Origin of the sequence: Bacteroides caecigallinarum (assembly GCF_016902295.1) — a bacterium.
GTDB lineage: Bacteria > Bacteroidota > Bacteroidia > Bacteroidales > Bacteroidaceae > Phocaeicola > Phocaeicola caecigallinarum_A.
On the sequence record NZ_JACJLQ010000064.1, the window covers coordinates 1 to 7178 of the forward strand.

At 35.9% G+C, this 7178-nt stretch carries 4 protein-coding genes and 1 CRISPR repeat array; all 4 genes read right to left on the reverse strand.

Annotated features, from left to right (window positions below; translation table 11 throughout):
- Positions 1–114: 114 nt before the first annotated feature.
- Positions 115–1113 (reverse strand): TIR domain-containing protein, encoded by a 999-nt coding sequence (locus tag H6A27_RS13670; protein ID WP_204404055.1) that lies wholly within the window; start codon positions 1111–1113, stop codon positions 115–117.
- 11 nt (positions 1114–1124) lie between these two features.
- Positions 1125–4037, reverse strand: a complete 2913-nt coding sequence (locus H6A27_RS13675) for a toll/interleukin-1 receptor domain-containing protein (protein ID WP_204509085.1) — start codon at positions 4035–4037, stop codon at positions 1125–1127.
- Positions 4038–4123: 86 nt separating this feature from the next.
- On the reverse strand, positions 4124–5221 hold the full coding sequence (locus H6A27_RS13680; RefSeq protein ID WP_239469697.1) for an HIT family protein: 1098 nt from the start codon (positions 5219–5221) through the stop codon (positions 4124–4126).
- Positions 5222–5225: 4 nt separating this feature from the next.
- The gene (locus tag H6A27_RS13685) at positions 5226–6299 is read right to left on the reverse strand and encodes an HNH endonuclease domain-containing protein (RefSeq protein WP_204509086.1); all 1074 of its coding nucleotides are present in this window, start codon (positions 6297–6299) and stop codon (positions 5226–5228) included.
- 204 nt (positions 6300–6503) lie between these two features.
- A CRISPR array of direct repeats spans positions 6504–7177; the repeat unit is 36 nt; unit sequence ATCTACACATAGTAGAAATTACTTAGTCATATAGAC.
- Position 7178: the final 1 nt, after the last annotated feature.

Here is a 7178-nt window from a genome sequence, read left to right on the forward strand (position 1 = left end):
ATTATAGGGAAGATTAGCGCACTTACAATCCTACAATACATCAACTATAAAAACAACAAACCCATTGGCAAAGTTAAATATGCGCTAATTTAATTCCGCCAACGGGTTAAACAATTAATTTCCAGACATTCTTTCAAGCACAATCTCTACATTAGCATCCAGAGATTCTTCTGCAATTAGTTTTTTCAATGTCAAGTAAAACATATTAGCCTCCTTCATCAAGAAGCGTTTTTCAGAATACATATCATCAACATCAGCAGCCTCTATAGATAATATATCGCGAGCCATTTGATATGATGCTCCGATACTGGTTGGAATATCACATACTATAAATCGGTCATTTCCTATTTTATAATAAAATGACATATCTCTTCCCGAATCCATTTTCCTTGTCATCTTGATAAATCCATTGTTGACATAATAATTGTCTATATCCTTAAAAATACTACTACTGATATATAATGGGACCAACACTCTTACTTCCTTATTTCCCATTCCAAAATCCGGATTACGCAAGCCACTAACTATCCTTTTTATGAACATATTATAATATCCAATCGCCGTCGAACATGCAGCCCCGATTACTACTGGCGAATACACTTGAAGTTCAACATTTATATATTCAGCAATAGAATCATACAAATGTTCCAGACAATTTATATTTGAATATGTAAAACATTTTACTCCCAAGGCAGACGCAGACAACATAGTCTCGCTATCATTTATACCGGACATTCCTATCAGATCATCAAATAAATGCACTTTCTCATTCTGAAGTATAATGGTTCGGTTAGCCCCAAGCGCCATAACACATAGTCCTATTTCAAAAATAACATTATCTCTCATACACTGAAAACTTTCTTCAACACCATCTCTAATTCTATTGACCGAATCATCTGGAGTAGCCAGAATTATGGCAAAGTCGAAAGTAGGAATTTTTTTAAGTAAAGTAGGCAACAAAGCAAATTTACTATTTACGTTCTGACGAGTAAACAAATTTATCCATAACGTACAATCAAAGTTCATTTTTTCAAGTTCCTCAGAAAGCTTTAAGATAGTATTTTTCTGACTCCCTGATGAAAAAATAACCACTTGAGCTGATTTTGTTTCCATAATACTATCTATTATTTTAATTTATCAAATCTCTCCACCAACTTCAGATAGAAACTCTTGCGATAGTCTATCCATCTCTTGAATACAGCCATAGGAAAGTCCGCATCAAGTTCGGGTTCCTTTCCCAAAATCTCACAACACAAACCATATAAAGGATAAACATATGCATACGACTCCCATCTTTTACCCTTCACACACCCCTTCATTGATTTTAGTAAATACCCTACAGCCTCCTCTATCAATGACAAATCATTACATCCGTATGCAAAATATCTATACCAGCATGCAGCAGCATCCACCTGATAATAACTCTCTGCCGTAGGTGCAATCTCATGACATTTATCCCTATACCACACAGCCGATTCCCAATCTCCTTCCATTAATGACAGATATACCATCGTATATAAATACCTTGGATAAAACCTGCTTCCTCTGCGCGCTTCCGTTTTTTCAAAGAACCGTGCTATAATTCCGATACATTGTCTGGCCAGTTCCATATTATATACATCAATTGCATATTCAGCCAGTATAAAAGTCGGGCCGTTGTGCAGATGCAGGATTCTCTCATACTCATCATTATACGTATCCGGGATACCAAAAGACAAAGCATATTCCATTCCACGTCTGAGAATATCCTCAGCCTTTTCAAATTCCAGATTATACTTATACACACGCGAGACATTTGCCGCCACCACATGCCCGCTATCCAGATTCCCACTTTTAAGATAATAATCGGCAGAGCGGGAAATATACTTTTCCGCCAGTTCCATATTTCCACATATTCTATTGGCAACACCAAGTATATTATAAAATCCTGCCATATACCCCCTTCTTTCTTCAGATATCTTTTCAATATCCACATCCTCAATATCAGAAAAGTCAAGTTTAAGTGCCTCCCCAATCAATCCATAAGTATAATAATATGAGATGGTCCTTATCCTTAGTATTTCTGGCAGTGACTTAAAGTCGGAATTACGGATAAAATTATAGAACCCCATCTCACCGAATTTCTTATAGTACTCCTTGTCAAAAAGAAAGAATGAATAATTTCTAAACACATCAATAACAGAGTTGCACAGATAAAAAGACTCCAAATTTCTTTTTCTGCCTCGTATGCAGAAATTATCATAATAATATCTGAAATTATCAAAAAGCACATCAATCACCTCATATCTGTTTGCAAAATACCCCTCCAAAGTCTCCACATATTCACTGTCGTTAAATAATTCCAATAGTCCGTCCATATCTCCCATCAAAGCCAGATGTTTGGGCAGATGTCTTACCATGTATTCAGAAAGGATATTATCATCAATACCATATCCTACAAAAATTTCATCACCATCCTTCCGGTCTATTGCAAAACATCCTGAAGCAGAATCGTCCAAAAGCCATTCCATCATTGTAAGATGAAAAAACTGAAGTTCATTATTCGAACCCACAATTATAAATTCCCCCAAATCATTCACCAAGGTTTCCAGTTCATGCTTCCTTATCTTCATCAATCGGCACACCATATCCTTCGTAAGAGGATCAAAAGAAGCAGCCATCAGACTAAGCAGGATTCTATGTCTGGAATTATATACACTTATATTGGGGAATTTTGTTCTGAAGAAATTATTGTATATTGACGAAATCGACTTAGGGAAAGTTTCATGATTATTTATATCCATTTCCCCTGAAAGGATATTCTCACATATAGTTTTCACATAGAGAAAGACTCCATTTGCATTGTCCACTATCTGACGTTTAGCCGTATCATAACACTCCTCCCCTCTATATTTTTCCAAAGTATTATCAATATACGACAACATGTCCATCTTATTAAGACTTTCATAATCCACAGAATCAATATTGACAAACTTTGTAGAAACATTAAACTGACACATGATATCATTTAGCGGTCTGGACGTGACTATAAGCCTTACCCAATCCGGCAACAGCGGCGACAAAGACGACAGGAAAGAAACAATACTTTCCCCACCCGTCACAGACGATTCATCCAGTGCGTCAATCAATATCACCCTATCCTTATCATCATCAAGTCTGACAGACGAAAGAGGAGTTACAATCAGTTCCTCGAACAAAGTCCTACTATCCCACGAATCAATTTTCCTCTCAGTCAATATAGCCAAGAGCCTTTCAGAATATGCTGGAATCTGAGTTGAAATCTGATAAGCAATAGTACAGACAGCCCTTTTCGGATTTGATTTCTCACAATTGTTTCTCCTGCATATATGATAAGCCATAATATTAGGCAAAACAGTAAGAAGATGAGTCGATATAGCCGTTTTTCCTGAGCCAGGTTTCCCTTTGATAAACAGGAATCTCTCATTTCCGTTACCAAGCCAATCATTCACAATATTGTCCAGCCACGTCCTCCCGACGAACGAACGCTGGAAATGGTTTATATCAGAAGAAAAATCAATAGGCGACAGACATGACCTTAGCGAGGAATAACTGCCCAAAGTATCCAGCGAATAGTTCCGGATATTACTTTCGATTTTTTCAAACACTGATTTACACAGCTCCTCATTTAAAGTATTTCCATTCATGCAGTTCTGGCAATCCAAATACTGTATTCTGTAGATAAAGATAGGCGGAGTAGCCTGTTTAAGCATCAGCGGAAGGATATTAATCTTCTTATCCAAAGCCATTGCAATCTCATTCAGACAGAATCCACCAGGCCTGCCGATACTCTTCGGTGTCATTATCAGAACCAGCTTCCCTCTATCACCAGCTGCAGACACATTCATCAATCCCCTCTCTATTTCCTCATCCCAAAACGAGGACTCATGGATATCCCTAACATCAATCCATACATCAAACCCTTTTTCCCGAAGATAATCCACGAGCTTAAATGCGAAAGATGTATACTCGTCATGTCCATAACTCACGAATATTTTCATCTTATCATTCATATTCATAGATTTTTGTTTAACATTTTCTTTTCCTGCAAATATTCCAAAATTATGATACCAGGCCTTACAAAGGTAAGAAAAATGTCAAAATATCATTTTATTTTCCCCAATTTCTTCAAACGACTTCTGATAGCATCCTTTGTACGTTCAAAAATATCCGAAAGCAGGCTGATGCTTTTACCTTCATCATACATGCGGCAAAGCAATCTATCCGCTTCATCATCCCATGGAACATAGGCATTTCCGTGTTCGCTTCTTTTCTGTTCCACCGTATAGGCTTTCGTATTCTGAGGCTTTGGCGCTATCATAGTCTCATTTTTCAATGGAGCTGCATTATAATTCTGCTTGCACGGGATAACTCCCCTCACCCCACCCTTAGGATTAGGAACGTCACCCTTATATCTTGGGATAAGATGCATATGCACATGAAACACCGACTGACCGGCAGCTTCATTCACATTAATACCTATATTATATCCATCAGGATGAAATCTTTCATCAATTTTCTGCTTTACAAACTGAAGCATAACATTCATTGCTTCCCTCTCATGATTTGTCAGATCAAAATATGAAGCTACATGTCTTTTTGGAATAATCAACGCATGACCAGGTGATACTGGATAACCATCATAAAATGCAACACATGTAGCTGTTTCACAAATAATCTCAACACGCCTTGCAAGACGACAAAACGGACACACTGTATTCTCCATCCTAGGCAGCTTATTGAAATGATTATACTGATACAGTTCATAACTTGAATTACACTCCAGACTTTTAAACGGAAGTTTCACATTACACTGATAAGTATATTGCCTGTGAATAGCATGTAGTCTGAATCCTTCTTCCTTCAAGTCTCTTCTTACCGCAAAATAAGCAGTACCATCAGGTTTAAGCAGATTTGTTACATTCATCATCACTTCAGCCTGTGCATATGGTTCAAGCACATTAAGCACATAATTACAGATTATAGTATCAAACTTTCCTTCCGGAAAACCAGGTCTGTAATAATAGTCATAACCAGTAATATTATAACCTTGTCTATGCAACTCATCAGTATCAAAACCATATCCACAGCCAAAATCAAGTATTCTGCCTTTCAGCAGATTATTGTCTTTAAGAAAGCGTGTCGGCACAGACAGATTAGTACGTTTAATAGCCGTCAGGTAAGGATGATTTATTTTTTCCATATTATCAGTATTTCCAAGTTTCAAACCCCATATTCAAAGCTATTTGGTTCATAGGAGTAAAAGTTCGTTCAAAGACATTAAGAAATTCCACCTCACTCATATTTACCAATTCATTTGCAGTATAACCTAGCGATATAAAATCTTCAAGTATTTTCGAACTTTTATCTGATTTTATAAAGGTTTTAAGTCCATGTAATTGCATCATAGCCAATTTAGGAAGATATATATTCAAATCCGGCAACCTGTTACTCTTCGATGAATTAATACTTCCATCAGCCGGTATCAAATTCCAGATTAAATCATGCGAGACAAAACTCCAAGGAATAAAATGGTCCAGTTCATATTCATTGATATATAACTTCCGCCCTGTATAAATACAGTTTACAGGCCCCGAAAGCCTTATTATATCATTCCAATAACGATGTTGTGATGCCAAGCTACACCTTACTTCCGGTCTAATCAACTTATTTGGTATAGCAGGAACATTAGGATTTCGTGCCTGAAGAAATAAAGTTAGATTCCAGTAGGCGAAATCTATCAGTACATTATAATGCCTATGCAGGAAATCATTCCATTTTGGATTGATGTGGATATAAAAATCTGCCCCTTCTTTATGAATGGAATACAGACAATCATTCTCTAACATCTGCGAGCGTCTTACTATTTCTTTATCTGTTGATGTTCCAAGCCAAGGACTCAAGAATTTGTATGGAACATAATTAGTAAGCGTACGTAACAGTTTCTTAACCAAAGGACTCTCATTATGCGACTTTATACTTTCTATAACAGCTTCCGTTCCTGCATCAATAGGAATATTTATTTCTTTATGCAACTGTGTAACTATATCGTACAATGAATCTGTTTTCCCAAACGATAACCTGAAATAATGTATAGGATACCAGGCATTGGCTACCATCTGCGTAACTATGTTCCATACATTTATATTTAAGTTTCCTGTCTTTGCATGTATTTGCATGATTGACAGGAACCAGAAATATTTGTATGTGGCTACTGTTTTGTCAAATATTTTTCCTATTCGGTTGGTGGATATAATGTTGTTATAAAAATGCTCAACCATGGTCAGATATATGTTTTTCAATTACAAAAGTAAACAAAAAACTTTTACTGTCTATAAAATAAAAATATTTTCAAATTAGTATATGCATAATAATTTTAAAGTATACTACTACTTAGTTTTAACTGACTGTCTATAGTATATTTTTTAATTATTAGGGTGGTATACTTTTAAGTTATTATATACAATCGTAAAAGACTTCGAATTATCTACACATAGTAGAAATTACTTAGTCATATAGACGCCGTAATGCTCGTATTGCGTGGTCTTTCCATCTACACATAGTAGAAATTACTTAGTCATATAGACAAATGAAAACAGTCTTTATAATAGGACTAATCTACACATAGTAGAAATTACTTAGTCATATAGACCTGAGAAATCAAGAACGCATCATTACATCTACACATAGTAGAAATTACTTAGTCATATAGACTTACAATTCCAAGGCCGTCTTCTGCCATCTACACATAGTAGAAATTATTTAGTCATATAGACGCCGTACAAGAAAAAGGTTGAAGGTTAAATCTACACATAGTAGAAATTACTTAGTCATATAGACGAGGAGTTCTATGACATTGTTGTTTACATCTACACATAGTAGAAATTACTTAGTCATATAGACGATGCCCTGAACATCCTCAAGCAGTGCAACATCTACACATAGTAGAAATTACTTAGTCATATAGACTACTGGCTGCAAACGGTACTGTATCCATCTACACATAGTAGAAATTACTTAGTCATATAGACTAGAAACACTCTGTTTGCGCATCTTCTAATCTACACATAGTAGAAATTACTTAGTCATATAGACATAATTACGCGGTTATAATTGGTAAGCTATCTACACATAGTAGAAATTACTTAGTCATATAGACT